Below are 19,674 nucleotides of genomic sequence, written 5' to 3'. Positions count from 1 at the left end.
AGAATAGAAAATGACAGAAGAAAATAAAGAAGTTCTTGCTGCACAATATGATGCCAGTCAGATTCAAGTATTAGAAGGATTAGAAGCTGTACGTAAACGTCCAGGGATGTATATTGGTTCTACAAGTAGTGCTGGTTTACATCATTTAGTATGGGAAATTGTTGATAACTCAATTGACGAGGCTTTAGCAGGATTTGCGACTCATATTGAAATTGAGATTACACCTGAAAACCATATCCGTGTTACAGATGATGGACGTGGAATTCCAGTTGATATTCAAGAAAAAACAGGACGTCCTGCTGTTGAAACAGTATTTACAGTACTTCACGCTGGTGGTAAATTCGGCGGCGGAGGTTACAAAGTTTCCGGTGGTCTTCACGGGGTAGGTGCTTCTGTTGTTAATGCACTTTCTACAGATTTAACGGTACAAGTTTTTAAAGATGGAAATATTTATGAACAGTCTTATAAACGTGGTGCTGTTTTAGAAGATTTAAAAATTGTTGGGCAAACTGAAAAACATGGAACGAGTGTTTATTTTGTACCAGACCCAGAAATTTTCCAAGAAACTACGGTATATGACTTTGAAAAATTAGCGAATCGTGTTCGAGAACTAGCTTTTTTAAATAAAGGATTAAAACTAACGATTACTGATTTGCGAGTAGAAGAGCCTGTTGTAAAAACATTTTATTATGAAGGCGGAATTAAAAGTTATGTTGAACATTTAAATAAATCTAAGCAAGTATTATTTGAAGAGCCAATTTATGTTGAAGGGGAACAAGATGGTATTCAAGTGGAAGTAGCCATGCAGTATACTTCAGGATACCATACGAATTTATTAAGTTTTACAAACAATATCCATACTTATGAAGGTGGAACACATGAATCTGGAATGAAAACAGCCCTTACTCGTGTTATTAATGATTACGCTCGTCGTCAAAAATTAATGAAAGAGAATGAAGAAAAATTAAGTGGGGAAGATGTACGTGAAGGATTAACGGCAGTTGTATCTATTAAACATCCTGATCCACAATTTGAAGGACAAACAAAAACAAAATTAGGAAATTCTGAAGCAAGAACAATTACAGATCGATTATTTGCGACTCATTTTGATAAATTTTTAATGGAAAATCCACAAGTTGCTCGTAAAATTGTTGAAAAAGGGATTTTAGCTTCTAAAGCACGTTTAGCTGCGAAAAGAGCGCGTGAAGTAACTCGTAAAAAATCAGGTTTAGAAATTTCTAATTTACCAGGGAAATTAGCGGACTGTTCAAGTAATGATCCAAGTGTTTCAGAAATCTTCATCGTCGAAGGAGATTCTGCGGGAGGTTCTGCAAAACAAGGACGTTCTCGTCACTTCCAAGCGATTTTACCAATTCGAGGGAAAATCTTAAACGTTGAAAAAGCATCATTAGATAAAATTTTAGCCAATGATGAAATCCGTTCACTATTTACTGCAATGGGAACTGGATTTGGTGGAGATTTTGATTTATCGAAGGCTCGTTATCATAAATTAGTGATTATGACCGATGCGGATGTCGATGGAGCGCACATTCGAACATTATTAATTACATTATTCTATCGTTATATGCGTCCAGTAGTGGAAGCAGGATATGTTTATATTGCGCAACCACCTCTTTATAAATTAAAACAAGGAAAACAAGAGTTTTATATTCAAAATGATGAGGAATTAGAAGCAAAATTAAAAGAACTTCCAGCTAGTCCAAAACCACAAATTTCTCGATACAAAGGTTTAGGAGAAATGGATGCGGAACAATTATGGGAAACAACGATGAATCCTCAAAATCGTTCGATGTTACAAGTAACGGTTGAAGATGCTGCTGAAGCTGATCAAGTGTTAGATATGTTAATGGGCGATAAAGTAGAACCACGTCGAGAATTTATTGAAGCAAATTCGAAATTTATTGACGTGAATGATTTAGATATTTAATGATTGAAGAAGAGGAGAGACAAAATGTCTGAGGAAAAAGATTTAGAATTTTTCGAAGAAAAATTCGAACCAACGGATTTAGCCAAAACAATGCGTAAATCATTTTTGGAATATTCTATGAGTGTTATTGTATCTCGTGCGCTTCCTGATGTTCGTGATGGGTTAAAACCTGTTCACCGTCGTATTTTATATGGGATGCATGAATTAGGAGTAACGCCAGATAAACCCCATAAAAAATCTGCTCGTATTGTTGGGGATGTAATGGGTAAATACCATCCACACGGAGACTCTGCCATTTATGATGCAATGGTTCGTATGGCACAAGATTTCTCATATCGTTATCCATTAATTGATGGTCACGGAAACTTTGGTTCTGTCGACGGAGATAGTCCAGCGGCAATGCGTTATACTGAAGCAAGAATGAGTAAAATTGCTTTAGAAATGCTACGAGATATTAATAAAGATACGATTAATTATCGTGATAACTATGATTCAACAGAACGTGAGCCAGAAGTTTTACCATCTCGTATTCCAAATCTTTTAGTTAATGGAGCAACAGGGATTGCGGTAGGGATGGCAACGAATATTCCTCCACATCATTTAGGGGAAGTCATTTCTGCATTACATTTATTAATGAAAAATCCTGATGTTACAACAGCTGAATTGATGGAAGTATTACCAGGACCTGATTTTCCAACAGGTGGAATTGTATTAGGTAAATCTGGAATTCGTCGAGCTTATGAAACAGGTCGTGGATCTATTACAGTTCGTGGTCGTGTACAAATCGAAGAATTAAAAAATGGAAAAGAACGTATTATTATTACGGAATTACCATATATGGTCAATAAAGCTCGTTTAGTTGAACGTATTTCGCAATTGCATCATGAAAAGAAAATTGAAGGAATTACGTACTTAAATGACGAATCTGACCGTAAAGGAATGCGTGTCGTTATTGAAGTGAGAAGAGATGTTTCCGCTTCAGTCGTTTTAAATAATTTATACAAATTAACGCCATTACAATCAAATTTTGGATTTAATATGTTAGCAATTGTAGGGCAAGAACCAAAAATTTTAAGCTTAAAAGAAATTTTACGACACTACTTAAATCACCAAGAAGAAGTGATTCGTCGTCGTAGTATTTTTGAAAAGAAAAAAGCAGAAGATCGTGCTCATATTTTAGAAGGATTACAAGTAGCTTTGGATCATATCGATGCCATTGTTGCGATTCTTCGTAGTTCTGCTAGTGGTGATATTGCTAAAGAACGTTTCATGAATGAATATGGATTAAGTGATAAACAAGCTCAAGCTATTTTAGATATGAGAATGGTTCGCTTAACAGGATTAGAACGTGAGAAAATCGATGCAGAATATGCAGATTTACAAGCACTTATCAAAGAATTAAATGAAATCTTAGCAAGCGAAGAAAGACGTTATGAAATTATCGAACAAGAATTATTAGAAATTCAACAAAAATTTGATAATCCTCGTCGTACTGAATTATTAGTAGGAGAAGCTTTAAGTTTAGAAGATGAAGACTTAATCGAACAAGAAGATGTAGTCATTACTTTAACGAAGAATGGCTATATTAAACGATTAGCAAATTCTGAATTTAAAACACAACGTCGTGGTGGGCGTGGTGTACAAGGAATGAGTGTCCATGATGATGACTTTGTAGAAAATATGATTTCATGTTCAACTCATGATTCATTATTATTCTTTACGAATACAGGTAAAGTATATCAAGCAAAAGGATATGAAATTCCAGAATACAGTCGTACTGCTAAAGGATTACCAGTCATTAACTTATTGAATATAGACTCAACTGAGAAAATTCAAGCAATTATTAGTGTACCGGAATCTGATGAAACAGAAAGATTCTTATTCTTTACAACTTTACGTGGAACTGTTAAACGTGTGAAATTATCAGACTTCAAAAATATTCGTACAAATGGATTACGTGCGATTCAATTACGAGAAGATGATCAATTAATTCGTGTAGTCGTAACAAGTGGTCAAGATGGCATCATTCTTGGAACTTACCACGGAAATGCTGTAACATTCCATGAAGAAAAAGTTCGTGCAATGGGTCGTACAGCTGCAGGGGTTCGAGGCGTATCTTTACGTGATGATGACTACGTGATTGGAATGGATATTTTAACACCTGAACGTGAAGTATTAGTCGTTAGTGAAAAAGGATATGGTAAACGTACTGCTGCCAGCGAATATGCCTTAAAAGGTCGTGGCGGTAAAGGAGTTAAAACTCTTCGTATTACTGAAAAAAATGGTCCTCTTGTATGCTTAAGAACTGTAACGGGTGAGGAAGATTTAATGATTATGACGAATAAAGGAGTAATCATTCGATTCCACGCTTCAGATGTTTCTCAAACAGGTCGTGGTGCTCTAGGAGTTCGTATGATGCGTTTAGATCAAGATGCTATTGTAAGTTCATTAGCCATTGTTGATCGTGAAGAGGAAGCGGAAGAAACGGTCACTTCATCAGAAGAAACAGTTGTTTCTGAAAAAGTAACCGAAAACTTACAAAACTTCGCACAAGAATTAGTAGACGAACAAGAATAAAACAATAAAATTAGACTTTTCTAAATGAGCAAAGGTGTTAAACTCACTTATATGCTTTGAGGAAAAGTCTTTTTTCTATTTATGATGAAGATACAAAAAATAAGCAATCCTTTGAAAAATTAGACTTTAGTCACTAGTAAAGCGCTATTTTTAGGTGTATAATCAGCGTAATTACAAGATGGGAGGAAGTTTATTATGATTGAATTTAAACAAGCAACAAAAAAATATGGAGATAAGGTAGCTTTAAACAACTTAAACTTAACAATTGAAAGTGGAGAAATTGTTGGATTAATCGGACATAATGGTGCAGGAAAATCTACGACTATTAAATCATTAGTGAGTATTTTACCACTTACAAGTGGAACGATTGAAGTAGATGGTGTTCCTCTATCACAAGATCCATTAACGATTAAGCGAAAAATTGGATACGTGGCCGATTCTCCAGATTTATTTTTACGTTTAACGGCTAATGAATTTTGGGAATTAATTGCAGTTTCTTATCAATTAACAATGAACCAAATAGAAGAAAGATTAACGTATTTATTAGAGTTATTTGACTTTACTCCTTATCGTTATGATGTGATTGAATCATTTTCTCATGGGATGAGACAAAAAGTATTCGTCATTGGTGCTTTGTTATCTGACCCAGATATTTGGATTTTAGATGAACCATTAACTGGTTTAGATCCACAAGCTGCTTACGATTTGAAAAAAATGATGCGTGAACATGCCGAAAAAGGAAAAACAGTATTATTTTCTACCCATGTATTAGAAGTAGCAGAACAATTATGTGATCGTATTGCCATTTTGAAAAAAGGTGAATTACTATTTTACGGTACAATTGAAGAGCTAAAAGAACATAATCCTCAAGAGTCTCTTGAAAGTATTTATTTATCTTTAGCGGGACGTAAGGAAGGAGAGACTGTCGATGAATCTACAAGCTGTTAGAAAATTAGTAAAGTTGAATTTATTATATGCAGTTGCTCCTGCTCAATTAGCTGCTTACCGACAAAAACAAGAAAAAAATCCACTAAAAAAAATTGATATTCCTAAAAAAATCCTTCGTTCTCAGCTTATGATTGGATTAATTTATATTGCTTTTTTTGGGGTATTAAATTCATTGGTAAACCCTATTGGAAACAATCCTGTCCTATTTGCGAATATGATTAGTATTTTTAGTGCTTTTACATTTTCTCAAAGTTTTATTGCATTTTATAATGTATTTTACGAAAGTAAAGATTTAACTTCTTATCGACCTTATGCTTTTAGAGAAGTAGAGATTATTCTTGGAAAAGCTATTTCTGTTATGATGGTTGCTTTAATGGGATTAGGGCCTATTATTGCTTATTTTATCGTTTTACCGATTCAATATGGAAAAGATTTGTGGTATACCATTCCTTTAATGATCATTAACTGCTTCATCTTATTAGTCTTTTTAGGAGTATTTATTTTTACACTTGTACATTATTTGACAAGTTTGTCATTTTTTAAAAAGCATAAAAATATTATTTCAAATATTTTATTAGGATTTGTTTCTATTTTTTCAGGTTTACTGTATATTTTAATTTCTAATCATAATACTGTTTCAATATTAACGAAACAAGAGAGAGCTTTTATTCCTCCATTTGAAGCTTTTTATGCGATGATTCTTCATCCATTATCGTTTGATGGAATCATTGGCTATATTGGATGGATTGGTATTACAGTTCTCTTATTAGTAAATATTCACTATAAAGTATTACCAACCTTTTATGAAAAAGCGATGGAAGTTAGTTCAATTCAACAATATTCTAAAAGAGTTCGTAGCTTTACATTGGATAATTTTTCAAAATTAGTGAGAAAATACCATATTCAATTAATGAAAGAAGGCTCCATTATTGTTCAAGGAATCATTGCACCAAGCATTTTACCGTTTTTGATGTTATTACCAATGATTTTTGGAGTAACGAGAGAAGGAGTTAATCTTACAGAATTTTTTACCTTCCGATTTTTACTTTCGTATTTATTATTTGCACTAATGTTTGCAATGACGAATTCCTTTGGAAATAACTTAACTAGTATTGGTTTTTCTTTGGAAAGAGATAATTTTGAATATTTAAAAGTATTACCAATTGATATGAAAAAATATGCTCGTGAAAAATTTAAAGTCTTATTTTTAACGCAATCTTCTGTACCAATTCTATTATTAAGTATTGTATTATTAGTACTACGCATGCCAATTTTATTAGTGTTAGCAGTAATAGTTACTTGGTTTTCGATTAGTTTTGGATTATCAGCTTGGGGATTTGAAAGAGATTATCGACTACGTGTTCCGAATTGGAGTAATATTGTTGAACTACAAAGTCGAGGAAATAAATTTTTATTAGGATTCTTAATGTTTATTTTATTTATCCTTTTAATCCTTTGTATAGTGGCCTCTTTCCCAATTATTCACTTCCTTCCAGAAACAATTGGGTATATCATAGGAGCTGCAGCTTTTGTCATCCTTAATGGACTAGGGATATTCTTTGGTGAATATTATTTAAGAAAATTGAAAAAAGCTTTATAATAATAGAAGAGAGGGGAGTATGTAGAAATGACTGAAAAGGAAGTATTATCTATAAGTACAGATTTCCCTGAAATTTCTGATGAGATGATTAATGAAAATGGTGAAGTAGTTGTAGATGAGTTTTATCAAAATATGATTCATCAAATTGATCCTAATGATAAAGGAGAAAAATATTCTAAAGAAGAATTATTAAAAGAATTAGGGATTGTTTAATTACTTTACTAAAAAAATATTTATATGATTTAAGACCATGGTGATATTGATATATAGAACTCCATAGTGAAAACTATGGAGTTTTTGTAGTTTAAAGTATAGTTTAAAACTATAATATAAGATAATAATTAGATAATTGACTAGAACAGTTTCTCCTGTTATTCTAAGTTCAGTTAAAGAAAAGCACTGTGAAAAGGTGAGTAGAGAAGGAAACTTGTTTAGAGAGTCTCGGTAGGTGAAAAGAGATCAAGGTTGAATTTTTGAAGATGGCCTTGGAGTGTTAGATATTGAATGATTAAATATCTACGGGTAGCCCGATATAGCAAGAGTATAAAGATACTTATAGAGGGAATTATTGAGAAATAATTCTAAAACAAGGTGGTAACGCGAATTTTCGTCCTTGCAGTGAAAAACTGTAAGGATTTTTTATTTTAGGAGGAATATATTATGACAAAACAACAAGCACCATTTAGAGTAGACCACGTAGGAAGTTTCTTACGTCCAAAGGAATTAGTAGAAGCAAGAGAAAAATTTGCAAACGGTGAAATTACACGAGAAGAATTAACAGTAGTGGAAGATAAAACGATTCAAGAAATTGTGAAAAAACAAATTGCTGCTGGATTACAAGGTGTAACAGATGGAGAATTCCGTCGTGCTTACTGGCATTTAGACTTCTTTTGGGGTTTTAACGGAGTAGAACATGTAGTGGGGGAACGTGGCTATTTATTTCATGGAATTGAAACAAAAGCTGATACTGCAGTACTTAAAGCACCGATTAATGGGAAAAATCACCCATTTGTTAAACATTTTGAGTTTTTAAGAGATTTAGTTAAAGAAGAAGATGTGATTGTTAAATTTACTATTCCTTCTCCTTCACAATTTTATTTTGAATTAATTCGTACACCAGAGCATGTTGCTGCTTGGGAAGCTGTTTATTCAACAACAGATGAATTATTCGAGGCTATTATTAAAGCTTATTCTGAAGTGATTCAAGATTTATATGATGCAGGACTTAGAACATTACAATTAGACGATTGTACATGGGGAGCTTTAGTAGACGATGGATTTACAAAACGTTTCCGTGAAGAGCGCCCATTAGAAGAAGTAAGAAGAGAGTTTGCTGCTCGTGCGTTACGTTTAAACAATGGTGTCATTGCAAATGCACCTAAAGATTTAGTGATTAACACTCACGTTTGTCGTGGTAATTTCCATTCTACTTGGATTTCTCAAGGAGGATATAATAAAGTAGAAGATGAGTTACTAGGTGGGGAAAATGTAAATGCTTATTATTTAGAATTTGATACAGACCGTGCAGGGGACTTTAAACCATTAGCAAAAGTTGGAACAGAGAAAAAAGTAGTTCTTGGATTATTAACATCAAAATTTGCTGATTTAGAAAATAAAGATGAAATTATTGCTCGTATTAAAGAAGCTAGTCAATATGTACCATTAGAAAATCTATACTTAAGTACACAATGTGGATTTGCTTCAACAGAAGAAGGAAATGTAATTAAAGAAGAAGATCAATGGAAGAAAATTGCATTAATTAGTGAAATTGCACAAGAAGTTTGGGGAAAATAAACTTAGTATTATAAAGCAAACAAAGGGCTATGGGAGATTTATGTTAATCCATAGCCTTCCATTTTTTTAGAAAGGAAGTGTCATAATGACAACATTTCAACAACAATTAACACAAGCATTTAAAACGTTAAAACAAGCAAAATGGGTGAATTTAAGCCATCAAATTGATGCTAATAGCCCTCATTTTCCTGCTTTGCCAGCATTAGAACAAAAAGATTTATTTACCTTAAAAGATGGTTTTCATGTACAACAATTATCAGTAGTGACTCAATACGGAACACATATTGATCCACCTTGCCATTTTGTTGAAGGTGGACGATTCCTTGATGAATTAGAGTTAAAAGATTTATTGTTACCTTTGTACGTGATTAATCGTTCAAAAGAAGTAGCTGAAAATCCAAATTATGAATTAACAAAAGAAGATGTAGTAGCATTTGAAGAAGAATATGGTCAGATTGAATCAGGTGCGTTTGTTGCCTTTCGTAGTGATTGGTCACATCGTTGGCCAAGTCAAAATGATGTTCGTAATCTTGATGAAAATGGCGTTCAACAAACACCAGGTTGGAGTAAAGAAGCACTAGAATTTTTAATTCATGAACGTCATGTAAAAGCAGTAGGACATGAAACATTAGATACAGATTCTGGAGTTCATGCAGCAGCACATGGGTTAACAAATGAGTATTATTTACTAAGTCAAAACATTTATCAAGTAGAAGTATTAGCAAATCTTGATCAACTTCCTGCAGTAGGTGCGGTCATTTCAATATCTTATCCAAACTGGAAACGTACACCAGGTTCACCTGTGCGTGCAATTGCTTATTTACCAGAAGCTGAATAAAAGAAAAGAGGAATAAATATGTCAAATCATGAAAATTGTAATTGTTGTCAAAAAGCGCCTTTCCGCTTAGATCACGTAGGAAGTTTCTTACGTCCAGAACGATTAAAAGAAGCTCGTGCAAAATTTAGTGCTGGAGAAATTACTGCTGAAGAACTAGAACGTGTAGAAAACGAAGAAATCATTGCCTTAGTTGAAAAAGAAAAAGAACTTGGACTTCAATCCATTACAGATGGAGAATTTCGTCGTGCTTTCTGGCACTTAGACTTTTTAGAACACTTAGATGGAGTGGAACTAGTAGAAGTAGAACATTTCTCTGTTCAGTTTAAAGATAAAGATGTAAAACCAAAAACTTTACGCATTGTTGGCAAAATTGATTTTTCTGAAAACCATCCATTCGTAAAACATTTTAAATTCTTAAAAGAACATGCAGGAGACACACCAGTTAAATTAACAATTCCTTCACCAAGTATGTTGCATTTAATTACACAAGTACGTGAGAAAAACTATATCCCAATTGATCGTTACAAAGATAATGAAGCATTATTTTATGATGATGTTGTGGCAGCCTATCGTAAAGCTCTACAATGTTTCTATGACTTAGGATGCCGTAATATTCAATTAGATGATACAAGTTGGGGAGAATTCTGTGCTTTAGATAAACGTGAAGCCTATGAAGCACGTGGATTTGATTTAGAACAAATTGCTCGTGATTATGTAGACGTGTTAAACCGTGTAATTGAATGGAAACCAGAAGATTTAGTAGTAAACATGCATATTTGCCGTGGAAACTTCCGTTCAACATGGTTCTCTAGTGGTGGTTATGAACCAGTTGCTAAGACTTTATTCGGTCATTGCCGTGTAGATGGATTCTTCTTAGAATATGATAGTGACCGTGCTGGAGACTTTACTCCACTTCGTTATATTAAAGACCAAAAAGTGGTACTTGGATTAATTACTTCTAAATCTGGTGACTTAGAAGATAAAGATGAAGTGATTGCTCGTATTAATGAAGCAAGTCAATATGTTCCTCTTGAACAATTATGTCTAAGTCCTCAATGTGGATTTTCTTCAACAGAAGAAGGAAATATTTTAACGATTGAAGCACAATGGGATAAATTAAAACTAATTGATCAAATTGTTCGTGAAGTTTGGAAATAAATATTGAACAGTATGTGGATTTTCTGCATACTGTTTTTTATATAAAAATTAATACAAAATCGTTGTCAGAATGCAATTTCTCTGCTATAATAATGGAACGTGAGTATTAGTATTAATACTCTCCTTGCTTGTTCAAAAGAATAGGCCAAAAGTCCATAAGGAGGTGACAGTCAATGAGTCAAACATCAAAATACGAGATTTTATACATCATCCGTCCAAACATCGATGAAGCTGCTAAAGCTGAATTGGTTGCAAGATTTGATGCCGTATTAGCAGACAATGGCGCTGTTGTTGTTGAATCTAAAGACTGGGCGAAACGTCGTTTTGCATACGAAATTAAAGATTTCCACGAAGGTATCTATCATTTAGTGAATATCACTGCTGAAGATGCAAAAGCAATTGACGAATTCGACCGTTTAGCTAAAATCAGCAATGACATCTTACGTCATATGGTTGTTAAAGTAGAAGCATTTGCTTAATATTAAGTAAAACAAGTCTTGAAAGGAGCAGATACTATGATCAATAATGTTGTGTTAGTAGGTCGTTTAACTCGACCAGTAGACTTAAAATATACTCCAAATGGAGTAGCAGTTGGAACTTTTTCAATTGCATGTGAGCGTCGTTATACAAATCAACAAGGAACTCGAGAAACAGACTTTATTAACTGTAGAGTTTGGAGAAAATCAGCTGAAAATTTAGCGAAGTTTACTCGTAAAGGTTCTTTAATTGGAGTTGAAGGACATATTGAAACTAGAAGCTATGAAAATCAACAAGGACAAAAAGTTTATGTAACTGAAGTAGTCGTTGATAATTTTTCATTCTTAGAGTCAAAAAATGTTACTGAACAACGTCCAGTAAATGATTCTTATAATGGTTATTCACAACAAAATCAGTATCAATCACAAGGTGGTTTTAACTCACCAAGTGCTCCTACATCATCATTTGGAAATGTTCCAGCAGACCCATTCTTAGCGAATGGAGAAGCAATTAATATTTCTGACGATGATTTACCATTCTAATCAAAAGGAGGATACCGTAATGGCTCAACAACGTAGAGGTGGCGGCGCTCGTCGTCGTAAAAAAGTTTGCTACTTCACTGCAAACCACATTACATATATCGATTACAAAGATGTAGAATTATTAAAACGCTACATTTCTGAAAAAGGTAAAATCTTACCACGTCGTGTAACAGGTACTTGTGCTAAATATCAACGTCTTTTAACAGTTGCTATTAAACGTGCTCGTATTATGGGATTATTACCATTCACAACAGTAGACTAATAAAGACAAAGGACTGGATTTCCAGTCCTTTTTTCTATCAAAATGTTTCACGTGAAACATTAGAAGTTTCCCTCTGATGTCCGAGTAAATGTTTCACGTGAAACATTTTGAAAAAGCATGAAGGGTATTCCTTAGCTTTAAAATATGTTAAAATAGTTATAGAAAGATGGTGATAAACATATGTTGAATCATTTTAAAGAATGGTATGAAAAGCTTCCATCTTATCTAAAAATTCCTTCTGTGAAATATTATGGAGGATCCTTTATAATCCTTTTAACTATTCTATGTATCATGAGTTTTGTGACTCATATATGGTTAGGATTAATATTTCTATTTTGGTTATGTTTATTTGCCATATTAGTGTATTTTTCTGTTCAGCATATCAGTAAACAAATAAATCAATATACAATTGATTTAGCTTACAAAATACGTAAAGGTGAGCAAGATGCCTATTTAAAAATGCCAATAGGTATGATTTTATATGATATGAATGAAAATATTACATGGATAAATCCTTATCTTCAGAAAAAACTCCAGAGACAGGATGTTATCGGGATTCCATTAAAGGAATTAAATGAACGATTATATTATCAAGTAAAAAGACAAATTCAAAATCAAAAAGAAAATGATATTTTTACTCATATAGATAAAAAATACCAAGTAATCGTACATCCAGATATTCGAATGATTTACTTAACTGATATTACAGAATATGCAAGTATTGAGGAAAAATATCATGAAGAACAAATTGTATTTGGACAAATATTTTTAGATAATTTTTCAGAAGTTTCCCAGTCATTAAATGATAGAAGAAAATCAAATTTAAACAATTTCGTAACGAATCAATTATCTAGTTGGGCTATCAATCATAATATCTTTATGAAAAGAGTGGACGAGGATCGATTTATTGCATTTTTAAATCGTAAATCATTAGAAACTTTGGAAAAAGAAAAATTTGATATTATGGATAAGATTCGTGAAACTACAGCAAAACAAAACTTTCCATTAACAGTTAGTATGGGATTCTCTTATGCTGATAAAAATAATAATGATGTAAAATATCCAGAAATTGCTTCGTATGCTCAAGCTAACTTAGATTTAGCTTTAGGACGTGGTGGTGATCAAGTAGTAGTTCGTTCTCAAAATGAAGATGCTCGTTTCTATGGTGGAAAATCTAATCCAATGGAAAAACGTACAAGAGTCAGAGCTAGAATGGTTTCTCAAGCATTAAAAGATTTAATGGAAGAGGCATCTGAAATTATTGTAATGGGACATCAGTTCCCAGATATGGATGCAATTGGAGCTTGTTTAGGAATTCGAAGAATTGCAAATATGAATCATAAAAAAGCTTGGATTGTGACGAATGAAAATCAATATTCACATGATATCCATAAATTGATGGATGTGATTCAAGAAAAAGAAGATTTAAGAGATGATATTATTTCTCCTGAAGAAGCTTTAGAAAAACTAACGTCAAATACATTAGTCATATTGGTGGATGTTAGTCGCCCAGTAATTGCTGCTGCTCCTGAGGTATTAGAGCAAGCAAATAAAATTGTTGTCATTGATCATCATAGAAGAAGCCAAGATTTTCCTAAAAATCCAGTATTAGTTTATATTGAACCATATGCTTCTTCAACTGGTGAATTGATTACAGAATTATTTGAATATCAAAATGATAATGTAGAAAGTATTCAACCAATTGAAGCAACTGCCATGTTAGGTGGTATTATTGTAGATACAAGGAACTTTACTTTAAGAACAGGATCTAGAACCTTTGATGCAGCAAGTTATTTAAAATCAGTTGGGGCCGATACAATATTAATTCAAAGATTATTGAAAGAAAATGTTGAAACTTATTTATTAAGAAGTCATTTATTAAATTCATTAATTTTATTAGAAAATAATATTGGTATTGTACAAGGAGAAGAAGATACTCCTTATCCAACAGTGGTGGCTGCACAAACAGCAGATATGATGCTTTCAATGGAAAATATTGATGCTTCATTTGTTGTTACAAAACGTGAAGATGGACGTATTGGTATTAGTGGTCGAAGTTTAGGAAATAAAAATGTACAACGTGTAATGGAAAAAATGGGTGGTGGTGGACACCTCTCAAATGCAGCTACTCAATTAAGTGATACTACGATTGCAGAGGCTGTTATTCAATTAAAAGAAGTGATTTCTGAATTAGGAAATGATATAGATTTATAGGAGGTAAGAAAAATGAAAGTTATTTTTCTACAAGATGTTAAAGGTAAAGGAAAAAAAGGAGATGTAAAAAACGTAGCAGATGGCTATGCACAAAATTTCCTTATTAAAAATGGTTTAGCAAAAGAAGCTACAACTGCGAGCTTATCAACTTTAGCAGGTCAAAAGAAAGCTGAAGAAAAACATAACGCTGAATTATTAGCAAAAGCAAAAGAATTAAAAGAATTCTTAGAAAAAGAAGAAACAGTTGTAACGATTAAAGCAAAAGCCGGTGAAGATGGTCGTTTATTTGGAGCTATTCCAGCAAAACAAATTGCAGAAGAATTCAATAAAACATTTAACGTATCATTAGATCGTCGTAAATTTGAATTAGCTGCACCAATTCGTGCTCTAGGATTTGCAAGAGTACCAGTAAAATTACATCATGATGTAGAAGCAACATTAACTGTGAATATTGTTGCTCAATAAATTTTTGAATGAGTAAAGGGCTGTGGATAAGTTTTCCACAGCTTTTTTTATCACTATTTGTTAAAATAATCACAATATTTGATAAATAAAAACCACCGATTTTCATCGGTGGAAAAAAGGATTAGAAATATTTATTTTGGGAGGATAAATATTCTTATTTGGGAATGACTAAAGTATAGAGGAAGATTATGAAGAAATTATGAAATAAATTTATAGATTTTATAAAAAATTATTTATGATAGGCATGACCCGCTGTAATTCTGAAAGAGCGATAAATTTGTTCTACTAAAACTAGTCTCATTAATTGATGAGGAAGAGTAATTCTACCAAATGAAATTTTAGCATTTGCACGTTTTTTTACTGTATCACTTAATCCAAGTGAACCACCAATAATGAAAACAATAGAACTTTTCCCATTTATGCCATAATTTTCAATCTTTTCAGCTAATTGTTCTGAACTAATTAAATCTCCCTCAATTGCCATAGCGATAACGGTATCAGAATCTTTTACTTTAGCAAGAATTTTTTCTCCTTCTTTATCTTTGACCTGTTCCATTTCTTTTTCACTTAGATTTTCTGGAGCTTTTTCATCTGGGACTTCAATTAGCTGTAGTTTACAATAACTTCCTAATCGTTTGGCATATTCATCTATTCCTTGTTTCAGATATTTTTCTTTTAATTTCCCAACACTAATAATAGTAATATTCATATAAGTCTCCTTTAAAAAGTTTACGTTAGTATTATACTAAACATTTGGATAAAATTTCATTTATTTTATCGCTTTTTTTTTTGAAAAGCATTATAATTTTCAAGAATAGATTTTTATCATTAATGGAGGAATTAAATGATTCGTTTTTTATTTCAACAATCCATTCCTAAAAGGATAGCAGCTAGTTTTGCTATTGTTATTTTAGTGGGTTCTTTATTATTAAATTTACCTATCTCACAATTAGAGACTTCACAGGCCACGTATTTTGATCATTTATTTACAACAGTCTCAATGGTTTGTGTTACGGGTTTATTTACTCAACCAGTCGCTTCTACTTATAATACATTTGGTCAAATCATTTGTATGCTCTTAATGCAAATTGGTGGACTTGGTTTAATGAGTATGATTGCCTTTTTCTTTTTTGATTCAGGAAAGAAACTATCTTTAACAGATCGCTTGGCACTCCAGGATAGTTTGAATCGAGATGATACAAAAGACTTTAAAGATTACTTACGTACAATTTTTAAATATACGTTAATGATTGAAGGAATCGCTGCTATTCTTTTTTCTTATCGATTTATTCCGATGTTGGGAGTTGGAAAAGGAATATTTACTTCGATATTTTTTGCAATTTCAGCTTTTTGTAATGCTGGATTTGATAACTTAGGAAGTAATAGTTTAATTGATTATGCAACGGATCCATTATTATCATTGGTTATTTCAGCGTTGATTATATTAGGTGGAATTGGTTTTGCAGTATGGTTTGATGTGAAAAATTCTATTTCATGCTACCGTCGTTCCTTACAAAATAAATATCATAAAATGTTTTATAAACGATTACACTATCATACAAAAGTAGTCATTTTATTAACAGTAGGGATTTTAATGGCTGGAACATTACTAACACTTATTACAGAGTGGCATAATCCTGATACAATTGGAAAGTTAAATTTTGGGCAGAAATTATTAGTTAGTTTCTTTCAAACTGTAACAATGAGAACAGCAGGATTTGCAAGTATTGATTATACAAAAGCTAATCCATCCACTTTACTACTCTATTGTATTCAAATGTTTATTGGAGGTTCTCCAGGAGGAACTGCTGGTGGTGTTAAAACAACAACGGTATTAGTCGTTTTATTATTTATTCGTTCAGAAATTTATGAGAAAAAATCGATTAATTTTAGACACCATACGATTCCTTATGAAATGGCAAGAAAATCATTAATGATTTTTATCATTTTTACAGTATTAACATTAAGTAGTGTATTCTTGTTAAGCATCACAGATCCACAAGCTCCATTATTATATACATTATTTGAAACGATTTCTGCTATGTGTACAGTAGGTGTAACAGCTAATTTAACACCAACCTTATCAATGCTTGGACAAATTATTATTATGACATTAATGTTTATCGGAAGAATTGGACCATTAACGGTATTATTAAGCTTCTCAAATCGTAAGAAACAAGGTTCACTTATAAAATATGCGAAAGCACCATTATTAATTGGATAGAAAGTAGGATTAAGTATGACAAAAACAGTTGGAATCTTAGGGTTAGGAGTATTTGGTACAACAATTGCCAAACAACTAAGTCAATATGACTGTGATATTATTGCAGTTGATAGTCAAGAAGAAAATGTAAATAGATTGGAACCTTATATTACAAAAGGTGTTATTGCAGATATTACAGATTTTCATGTATTAGAGGAAATTGGCATTAGTAATTGTGATGTAACGGTTATTGCAACAGGAAGTAATTTAGAAGCAAGTATTTTAGCAGTAATGCATTGTAGTAAACTAGGTGTTCCAAAAATTGTAGCAAAAGCTAAAAGTAAAACTTCAACAGAAATCTTAATGAAGATGGGAGCTACTAGAATTATTAATCCTGAAAAAGAAACAGGAATTCGAGTTGCAAAAAATATTGTACACCATAAATTAGCAGATGTGATTTCATTAGATGAAAATATTTCCTTAGTAGAATTTTATCCACCATCATCATGGGTTGGAAAATCATTAAAAGATTTACATTTACGTCAACAATATGATTTAAACTTGATTGGATATCGTCAAGAAGAAAATGCACCGTTAAAAACTCAGTTGAGTGCGGATTTTGAAATTCAAGATAATATTATGTTAGTGGCGATTATGGATAGTAAACGATTAGAAAATGCTGATTTTTTGAATGAAGATTAAAAAAAGAAAGCTCCTTTTTAGAGAGCTTTCTTTTTTGTTTGCATTAACGAATAACTGTTTCAGTTTCAGAATCGAAGAAGTGTGATTTATTTAAGTCAAATGCTAAATCAACCGTTTCTCCTGGGTTGTGGAAGTCACGAGCATCCACTTTAGATACGAATTCAGTGTCATCTACTTTTGTATATAACATAGTTTCAGCACCTAATAATTCTGATACAACAACTTCAGCTTTTACAGAAGATGAAGGATATGTTTCAAGAACGATTTGTGAACCTTTAATATCTTCTGGACGGATACCGAAGATTAATTCTTTTCCATTGTATCCTTTTTCTTCTAATAATTTTTGTTTAGCTAATGGTAATTGTAAAGATAAACCTTTACCGTTTGAAATTACGCCATCTTGTAATGTTACTTTGAAGAAGTTCATTGCTGGTGATCCGATGAATCCAGCTACGAATACATTGTTTGGAGTATTGTAAACTTCTTGAGGAGAACCAATTTGTTGAACGATACCGTCTTTCATAATAACGATACGGTCAGCCATTGTCATCGCTTCAGTTTGGTCGTGTGTTACATAAATAGTAGTTGTTTCTAAACGACGGTGTAATTTAGCGATTTCTGCACGCATGGCAACACGTAATTTAGCATCTAAGTTTGATAGAGGTTCGTCCATTAAGAATACTTTAGCATCACGAACGATTGCACGGCCTAAAGCTACACGTTGACGTTGTCCACCTGATAAAGCTGCTGGTTTACGGTCTAAGTATTGAGCTAATCCTAAGATTTCAGCTGCATTTTTAACACGTTTGTCGATTTCAGCTTTGTCATATTTACGTAATTTTAATCCGAATGCCATGTTATCATAAACACTCATATGTGGATATAAGGCATAGTTTTGGAATACCATTGCGATGTCACGATCTTTAGGAGCAACATCGTTCATTACAGTGTCACCGATTTTTAATTCTCCTTCAGAGATATCTTCTAAACCAGCAATCATACGTAATGTTGTAGATTTACCACATCCAGAAGGTCCTACGAATACGATGAACTCACGATCTTTGATATGTAAGTTAAAGTCTGTTACTGAATAGAAATCAGCGTTGTCATATTTTTTGTGAATATGATTTAATTCAATTTGTACCATTTTATAAATCCCCTTTTGTTATCTTATTGGATAAATTCATTATACTTGAAAAAGCTTTCAAAACCTACAGTCCCCTTGCCTAAAAATTTCCTTTGATTTTTGTGCAAGTTGCTGAGTAATTTTTTATTATTTTTAGGATATAAGGTTTTGTAAAAAATGAAGGGACTTCTAGTGTAATTTTACGGTTTCAATGTTATGATAGAAGAGAATAGAATGATTAGAAAAGGTGATGAAATGGAAAGAAAACGTGGATTTGAAATTATTACTAGTTATCAAGATAAAGGGATTAATATTCCAAAACGTTCTACAAAACATTCAGCAGGATATGATTTTGAAGCAGCAGAAACAATTGTGTTACCAAGTATTTGGAAAATGATTTTTAAATATTGTGCGGTTCAATTAAAACAATGGGTGTACCGTAGTGATAGAGAAGTAGTAGAAGCAGAATTAGAAAAAGAACAAAAAGTATTAAAACCAATTTTAGTTCCTACAGGAATTAAAGCGTATATGCAAGAAGATGAATACTTACAATTGGCAAACCGTTCTAGTAATCCATTAAAACACTTCTTAGTATTACCAAATGGGGTAGGAGTTGTGGATAGTGATTATTATAATAATGAAGGAAATGAAGGACATATTTATTTCCAATTATTGAATTTTGGATTATTTGATAAAGAAATTCAAAAAGGTGATCGTATTGGTCAAGGGATTTTCCATTCATTCTTGAAAGCCGATGAAGATGATGTAGAAGAAGCGAATGAAAGAACAGGTGGATTTGGTTCATCAGGTGTTCGCTAGA

The 19,674-nt window shown here is 32.5% G+C and carries 18 protein-coding genes and 1 other annotated feature; of the genes, 16 read left to right on the top strand and 2 right to left on the bottom strand.

What is annotated here, in order from left to right:
* Positions 1 to 10: 10 nt before the first annotated feature.
* The 13 genes from gyrB to rplI all read left to right on the top strand — a co-directional run bounded on the left by gyrB (position 11) and on the right by rplI (position 14,823).
* Positions 11 to 1,948 carry a DNA topoisomerase (ATP-hydrolyzing) subunit B gene (gyrB, locus tag HMPREF0446_RS07420; protein WP_006703109.1) on the top strand — a complete coding sequence of 646 codons (1,938 nt, stop codon included), beginning with the start codon at positions 11 to 13 and terminating at the stop codon, positions 1,946 to 1,948.
* Between the two features lie 24 nt (positions 1,949 to 1,972).
* Positions 1,973 to 4,525: a DNA gyrase subunit A gene (gyrA, locus tag HMPREF0446_RS07415; protein ID WP_006703110.1), complete on the top strand. Its 2,553-nt coding sequence runs from the start codon at positions 1,973 to 1,975 to the stop codon at positions 4,523 to 4,525.
* A gap of 195 nt (positions 4,526 to 4,720) precedes the next feature.
* Positions 4,721 to 5,473 carry an ABC transporter ATP-binding protein gene (locus HMPREF0446_RS07410; RefSeq protein ID WP_006703111.1) on the top strand — a complete coding sequence of 251 codons (753 nt, stop codon included), beginning with the start codon at positions 4,721 to 4,723 and terminating at the stop codon, positions 5,471 to 5,473.
* The gene (locus HMPREF0446_RS07405) at positions 5,454 to 7,073 is read left to right on the top strand and encodes a hypothetical protein (protein WP_006703112.1); all 1,620 of its coding nucleotides are present in this window, start codon (positions 5,454 to 5,456) and stop codon (positions 7,071 to 7,073) included. The genes HMPREF0446_RS07410 and HMPREF0446_RS07405 overlap by 20 nt, the downstream gene beginning before the upstream one ends.
* A gap of 27 nt (positions 7,074 to 7,100) precedes the next feature.
* Positions 7,101 to 7,286 carry a hypothetical protein gene (locus HMPREF0446_RS07400; RefSeq protein ID WP_006703113.1) on the top strand — a complete coding sequence of 62 codons (186 nt, stop codon included), beginning with the start codon at positions 7,101 to 7,103 and terminating at the stop codon, positions 7,284 to 7,286.
* A gap of 179 nt (positions 7,287 to 7,465) precedes the next feature.
* Positions 7,466 to 7,691: a binding site (T-box leader), on the top strand.
* Positions 7,692 to 7,733: 42 nt separating this feature from the next.
* Entirely contained in the window at positions 7,734 to 8,867 is a 1,134-nt protein-coding gene (locus HMPREF0446_RS07395; RefSeq protein WP_006703114.1) for a 5-methyltetrahydropteroyltriglutamate--homocysteine S-methyltransferase, read from the top strand.
* An 85-nt stretch (positions 8,868 to 8,952) separates the two neighbouring features.
* A complete protein-coding gene (locus HMPREF0446_RS07390; RefSeq protein ID WP_006703115.1) occupies positions 8,953 to 9,705 on the top strand; it encodes a cyclase family protein in 753 nt (250 codons plus the stop codon).
* Positions 9,706 to 9,723: 18 nt separating this feature from the next.
* Positions 9,724 to 10,863 (top strand): 5-methyltetrahydropteroyltriglutamate--homocysteine S-methyltransferase, encoded by a 1,140-nt coding sequence (locus HMPREF0446_RS07385; protein WP_006703116.1) that lies wholly within the window; start codon positions 9,724 to 9,726, stop codon positions 10,861 to 10,863.
* A 173-nt stretch (positions 10,864 to 11,036) separates the two neighbouring features.
* Positions 11,037 to 11,342, top strand: a complete 306-nt coding sequence (gene rpsF / locus HMPREF0446_RS07380) for a 30S ribosomal protein S6 (protein WP_006703117.1) — start codon at positions 11,037 to 11,039, stop codon at positions 11,340 to 11,342.
* Positions 11,343 to 11,378: 36 nt separating this feature from the next.
* Positions 11,379 to 11,882, top strand: coding sequence for a single-stranded DNA-binding protein (gene ssb / locus HMPREF0446_RS07375; protein ID WP_006703118.1), 504 nt, complete (start codon positions 11,379 to 11,381; stop codon positions 11,880 to 11,882).
* A gap of 19 nt (positions 11,883 to 11,901) precedes the next feature.
* Positions 11,902 to 12,144 carry a 30S ribosomal protein S18 gene (gene rpsR, locus HMPREF0446_RS07370; protein WP_006703119.1) on the top strand — a complete coding sequence of 81 codons (243 nt, stop codon included), beginning with the start codon at positions 11,902 to 11,904 and terminating at the stop codon, positions 12,142 to 12,144.
* A 180-nt stretch (positions 12,145 to 12,324) separates the two neighbouring features.
* On the top strand, positions 12,325 to 14,358 hold the full coding sequence (locus HMPREF0446_RS07365; protein WP_006703120.1) for a DHH family phosphoesterase: 2,034 nt from the start codon (positions 12,325 to 12,327) through the stop codon (positions 14,356 to 14,358).
* A 12-nt stretch (positions 14,359 to 14,370) separates the two neighbouring features.
* Entirely contained in the window at positions 14,371 to 14,823 is a 453-nt protein-coding gene (gene rplI, locus HMPREF0446_RS07360; RefSeq protein ID WP_006703121.1) for a 50S ribosomal protein L9, read from the top strand.
* Between the two features lie 229 nt (positions 14,824 to 15,052).
* On the opposite strand, the gene rlmH is transcribed toward rplI, so the two are convergent.
* A complete protein-coding gene (gene rlmH / locus HMPREF0446_RS07355) occupies positions 15,053 to 15,532 on the bottom strand; it encodes a 23S rRNA (pseudouridine(1915)-N(3))-methyltransferase RlmH (RefSeq protein ID WP_006703122.1) in 480 nt (159 codons plus the stop codon).
* 135 nt (positions 15,533 to 15,667) lie between these two features.
* Between rlmH and HMPREF0446_RS07350 the strand changes: the two genes are divergently transcribed.
* Both HMPREF0446_RS07350 and HMPREF0446_RS07345 read left to right on the top strand, forming a co-directional pair.
* Positions 15,668 to 17,047: a TrkH family potassium uptake protein gene (locus HMPREF0446_RS07350; protein WP_006703123.1), complete on the top strand. Its 1,380-nt coding sequence runs from the start codon at positions 15,668 to 15,670 to the stop codon at positions 17,045 to 17,047.
* A 15-nt stretch (positions 17,048 to 17,062) separates the two neighbouring features.
* The gene (locus HMPREF0446_RS07345; protein WP_006703124.1) at positions 17,063 to 17,728 is read left to right on the top strand and encodes a potassium channel family protein; all 666 of its coding nucleotides are present in this window, start codon (positions 17,063 to 17,065) and stop codon (positions 17,726 to 17,728) included.
* A gap of 43 nt (positions 17,729 to 17,771) precedes the next feature.
* Here the strand turns inward: HMPREF0446_RS07345 and HMPREF0446_RS07340 are convergent, their stop codons facing one another.
* A complete protein-coding gene (locus tag HMPREF0446_RS07340; RefSeq protein WP_006703125.1) occupies positions 17,772 to 18,875 on the bottom strand; it encodes an ABC transporter ATP-binding protein in 1,104 nt (367 codons plus the stop codon).
* A 234-nt stretch (positions 18,876 to 19,109) separates the two neighbouring features.
* On the opposite strand from HMPREF0446_RS07340, the gene HMPREF0446_RS07335 reads away from it, so the two are divergent.
* Complete coding sequence (locus HMPREF0446_RS07335; protein WP_006703126.1) at positions 19,110 to 19,673, top strand: dCTP deaminase/dUTPase family protein; 564 nt, start codon at positions 19,110 to 19,112, stop codon at positions 19,671 to 19,673.
* Position 19,674 lies beyond the last annotated feature (1 nt).

The organism is Granulicatella elegans ATCC 700633 (genome assembly GCF_000162475.2).
GTDB lineage: Bacteria > Bacillota > Bacilli > Lactobacillales > Aerococcaceae > Granulicatella > Granulicatella elegans.
This window is presented reverse-complemented; position numbering and strand designations above follow the sequence as displayed.

What these genes read in the sequence shown, in the direction of transcription:
- gyrB (WP_006703109.1), top strand. Translation starts at nt 11, where the DNA reads ATGACAGAAGAAAATAAAGAAGTTCTTGCTGCACAATATGATGCCAGT.
- gyrA (WP_006703110.1), top strand. Translation starts at nt 1,973, where the DNA reads ATGTCTGAGGAAAAAGATTTAGAATTTTTCGAAGAAAAATTCGAACCA.
- HMPREF0446_RS07410 (WP_006703111.1), top strand. Translation starts at nt 4,721, where the DNA reads ATGATTGAATTTAAACAAGCAACAAAAAAATATGGAGATAAGGTAGCT.
- HMPREF0446_RS07405 (WP_006703112.1), top strand. Translation starts at nt 5,454, where the DNA reads ATGAATCTACAAGCTGTTAGAAAATTAGTAAAGTTGAATTTATTATAT.
- HMPREF0446_RS07400 (WP_006703113.1), top strand. Translation starts at nt 7,101, where the DNA reads ATGACTGAAAAGGAAGTATTATCTATAAGTACAGATTTCCCTGAAATT.
- HMPREF0446_RS07395 (WP_006703114.1), top strand. Translation starts at nt 7,734, where the DNA reads ATGACAAAACAACAAGCACCATTTAGAGTAGACCACGTAGGAAGTTTC.
- HMPREF0446_RS07390 (WP_006703115.1), top strand. Translation starts at nt 8,953, where the DNA reads ATGACAACATTTCAACAACAATTAACACAAGCATTTAAAACGTTAAAA.
- HMPREF0446_RS07385 (WP_006703116.1), top strand. Translation starts at nt 9,724, where the DNA reads ATGTCAAATCATGAAAATTGTAATTGTTGTCAAAAAGCGCCTTTCCGC.
- rpsF (WP_006703117.1), top strand. Translation starts at nt 11,037, where the DNA reads ATGAGTCAAACATCAAAATACGAGATTTTATACATCATCCGTCCAAAC.
- ssb (WP_006703118.1), top strand. Translation starts at nt 11,379, where the DNA reads ATGATCAATAATGTTGTGTTAGTAGGTCGTTTAACTCGACCAGTAGAC.
- rpsR (WP_006703119.1), top strand. Translation starts at nt 11,902, where the DNA reads ATGGCTCAACAACGTAGAGGTGGCGGCGCTCGTCGTCGTAAAAAAGTT.
- HMPREF0446_RS07365 (WP_006703120.1), top strand. Translation starts at nt 12,325, where the DNA reads ATGTTGAATCATTTTAAAGAATGGTATGAAAAGCTTCCATCTTATCTA.
- rplI (WP_006703121.1), top strand. Translation starts at nt 14,371, where the DNA reads ATGAAAGTTATTTTTCTACAAGATGTTAAAGGTAAAGGAAAAAAAGGA.
- rlmH (WP_006703122.1), bottom strand. Translation starts at nt 15,532, where the DNA reads ATGAATATTACTATTATTAGTGTTGGGAAATTAAAAGAAAAATATCTG.
- HMPREF0446_RS07350 (WP_006703123.1), top strand. Translation starts at nt 15,668, where the DNA reads ATGATTCGTTTTTTATTTCAACAATCCATTCCTAAAAGGATAGCAGCT.
- HMPREF0446_RS07345 (WP_006703124.1), top strand. Translation starts at nt 17,063, where the DNA reads ATGACAAAAACAGTTGGAATCTTAGGGTTAGGAGTATTTGGTACAACA.
- HMPREF0446_RS07340 (WP_006703125.1), bottom strand. Translation starts at nt 18,875, where the DNA reads ATGGTACAAATTGAATTAAATCATATTCACAAAAAATATGACAACGCT.
- HMPREF0446_RS07335 (WP_006703126.1), top strand. Translation starts at nt 19,110, where the DNA reads ATGGAAAGAAAACGTGGATTTGAAATTATTACTAGTTATCAAGATAAA.